Genomic DNA, 2,890 nt, shown 5'->3' with positions numbered 1-2,890 from the left:
GCGTACTTGCCCGATTCAAAACGATCCTTGAGCAACCAGTTCACCGGCACCCACGGGTATTGCCGTGCGGCGATTTCCTCGAGGCTGTTGAACGGCGTCACCAGAATCAGATTCTGCACCGGCCGCTGACTGGCCAGGCGCACCGCCACCCCCGAGCCGAGGCTGCGTCCGATGACCGCAATCTGCGGGTGGCTGGCGTAGACCTGATCGAACAACGCCAGCGCATCTTCGGCAATCGCAGCTTCGGATGGCGAGCCGGTGCTGCCAGCGAAGCCCCGGTAATGCAGGAAATACAGCGCGTAGTCAGGAAACGCCTCGGTGAACTCCGGCAGATTTCGCGATACGTCCTCGGCATTGCCCCCGAAATAAATCAGCGCCTGCGATCCGCTGCGCTCTCGAGTGGTCACCCAGACCTCGGCATCCGGCATTGACAGTTTCAATCGCGAATCCGCCGCAACCACGGCGGCAGGCTGGGGAAACCAGATCAGCGAGCGCTGAAACACGAACAGCGCGGCGCACAGCACCAGGTACACGGCAATGATGAAAACGACGAGTGACATCAGGGTTCGGGACATTCGGCTACTTTTAACGGGGTGAGAGGTTGGCTGTGGCAGTGTAGTTCAGCGACTGCGCCTGACAGCCGGCGCACACACCGTGCAACAGATCCGCGCAGCAGGAGGACTCGCATGCGCCACACTGAGAGTTACTCCCGTCGCCGCTTGCTCACGTTGGCTGCCCAAGCTGCGGCGCTGTTCACCATTGATCGGGCGTTGGCCAGCAGCGTAGCGCCGACCGCCACTGCGCCGCCCACGGCAGGAGACCAGACCATGCAGACCCGCGCCATCCCTTCCAGCTCCGAGGCACTGCCCATGGTCGGCTTGGGCACCTATCGCGGTTTCGACGTCGCTGCGGGCGATCCGGTTTACCGGCAATTGCCCGCCGTGCTCGAAGCGCTGTTCAGGAAGGGCGGCACGCTGATCGACAGCTCGCCGATGTACGGCCGCGCCGAGCAGACCACCGGTGAACTGCTGTCGATCCACGAACCGCGCTCGCCGGCGTTTCTCGCCACCAAGGTGTGGACGCGCGGGCGCAAAGAGGGCATCGCGCAGATGGAGCAGTCGTTCAGACTGCTGCAAACCGAGCGCATCGACCTGATGCAGATTCACAACCTGCTCGACTGGCAAACCCACTTGCCGACCCTGCGCGAATGGAAGGAGCAGGGGCGGATTCGCTACATCGGCATCACCCATTACACCTCGTCGGCCTATGACGAAGTCGAAGCGGTGTTGAAGGCCGAGAAGCTGGACTTTCTGCAAATCAACTACGCCCTCGATGATCGTGCGGTCGAGAAACGCATCCTGCCGCTGTGCCGCGAGCGTGGTGTGGCGGTGATTTGTAATCGGCCGTTTGGCGGCGGCGATTTGCTCGCCCGGCTCAAGGGCAAGCCGCTGCCGGCCTGGGTCTCGGATGTGCAGGTCAACAGCTGGCCGCAACTGGTACTGAAATTCCTGCTGGCGCACCCGGCGGTGACCTGTGTGATTCCCGGGACCAGCAATCCGCGCTACATGGCGGACAACGCCGGAGCCGGTTTTGGGCCGATGTTGACCGATGCGCAGCGGCATCAGTTGATTGCGTTGCTGGGCTGAGCCGGGTCAACCGCGATAGCGCAACGCCTCCAGCAACAACGCAAACGCCGGCGCTGCCTGGCGCCGGCTCGGGTAGTACAGGTGATAACCGGAAAATGCCGGGCACCAGTCTCCCAGCACTTGGACCAGGCGACCGTCCGCCAGAAAGGGCGCGACGACGTTTTCCGGGATGTAGCTCAGACCGAATCCGTCCAGTGCAGCGTCGAGCAACGGGTATACGCCATTCAGGGTGACCTGCCCGGCAACGCGCACCTTCAGACTTTCACCGTCCTTTTCGAACTCCCACGAATACAGCCCGCCATTGGTTGGCAGGCGCAGGTTGTTACAGGCGTGATCGGTCAGGTCGCGCGGGGTTTGCGGCGGATCGCGCCGGGCGAAGTAGGCGGGGGAGCCGACCACGGCCATGCGCATGTCCGGGCCAATGCGCGTGGCGATCATGCCTTGGGCGACGTCTTCGCCCAGGCGCACACCGGCATCGAAGCCCTGGCCGGCGATGTCGACGAAACCATAGTCACAGCAAACCTCGACCGACACATCCGGGTATTGGGGCAGGAAATCCTGCAACACCGGACGCAGGATCCAGTTCAGCGAATGGTCGGTGGCGCTGATGCGGATCTTGCCCGCCGGAGTTTCACGCAGGTTGCTCAGGGCGGCCAGTTCCCCTTCGATTTCATCGAAGCGCGGACCGATGGTTTGCAGCAAGTGTTCGCCGGCCTCGGTCGGCGAAACGCTGCGCGTGGTGCGGGTCAGCAGGCGCAGGCCGAGACGCGCTTCGAGACTGCGGATGGTGTGGCTGAGCGCCGATTGCGACACGCCAAGTTTGGCCGCGGCCTTGGTGAAACTGCGTTCACGGGCGACGGCGAGAAAGGCGAGCAGGTCGGTGGCATTTTCCCGAAGCATTGATGATTTTCCTGCATAAGTTTTTTCGGATTCTAGTCGATTATCCAAAGAGTGCGGATCGCTACAGTGGTTGCATCATTTATTGGAGGAAATGCCATGAACCCGATTGCTGCTTCCGCACTGACGCTCTCGCTGCTGGCTGGTGAGGTGCAGGCCACCGAAAATCCCCGCGTCACGGTCACACCGAATGGCTCGCAACCTTCGGCCAAAGGCCCTGCTGACTGGTTTACCGGCACGGTGCGGGTGGATGCGCCGTTCAAAGGCACCGATGAGGCGCGGATCAGCGGCGCGACCGTGACGTTCGAGCCGGGCGCGCGCACGGCATGGCATACCCATCCGCTGGG

Annotated in this window: 3 protein-coding genes and 1 pseudogene; 2 read left to right on the top strand and 2 right to left on the bottom strand. The window is 62.8% G+C overall.

Annotated features, from left to right (window positions below; genetic code table 11):
- The coding region (locus tag D6877_RS00290) for an alpha/beta fold hydrolase (RefSeq protein ID WP_130909475.1) at positions 1–575 on the bottom strand (575 nt) is incomplete at its 3' end.
- Between the two features lie 111 nt (positions 576–686).
- Between D6877_RS00290 and D6877_RS00285 the strand changes: the two genes are divergently transcribed.
- A complete protein-coding gene (locus tag D6877_RS00285; RefSeq protein ID WP_178083608.1) occupies positions 687–1,646 on the top strand; it encodes an aldo/keto reductase in 960 nt (319 codons plus the stop codon).
- A 6-nt stretch (positions 1,647–1,652) separates the two neighbouring features.
- On the opposite strand, the gene D6877_RS00280 is transcribed toward D6877_RS00285, so the two are convergent.
- Positions 1,653–2,546 carry a LysR family transcriptional regulator gene (locus D6877_RS00280; RefSeq protein ID WP_130909474.1) on the bottom strand — a complete coding sequence of 298 codons (894 nt, stop codon included), beginning with the start codon at positions 2,544–2,546 and terminating at the stop codon, positions 1,653–1,655.
- Between the two features lie 96 nt (positions 2,547–2,642).
- Between D6877_RS00280 and D6877_RS00275 the strand changes: the two are divergent.
- A pseudogene (locus tag D6877_RS00275) lies at positions 2,643–2,890 on the top strand (cupin domain-containing protein); the annotation flags it as partial.

The organism is Pseudomonas sp. Sample_9, from assembly GCF_004307535.1.
Lineage (GTDB): Bacteria > Pseudomonadota > Gammaproteobacteria > Pseudomonadales > Pseudomonadaceae > Aquipseudomonas > Aquipseudomonas mercuritolerans.
The sequence above is the reverse complement of the archived record's forward strand: the minus strand, read 5'-3'. Positions and strand labels throughout refer to the sequence as shown.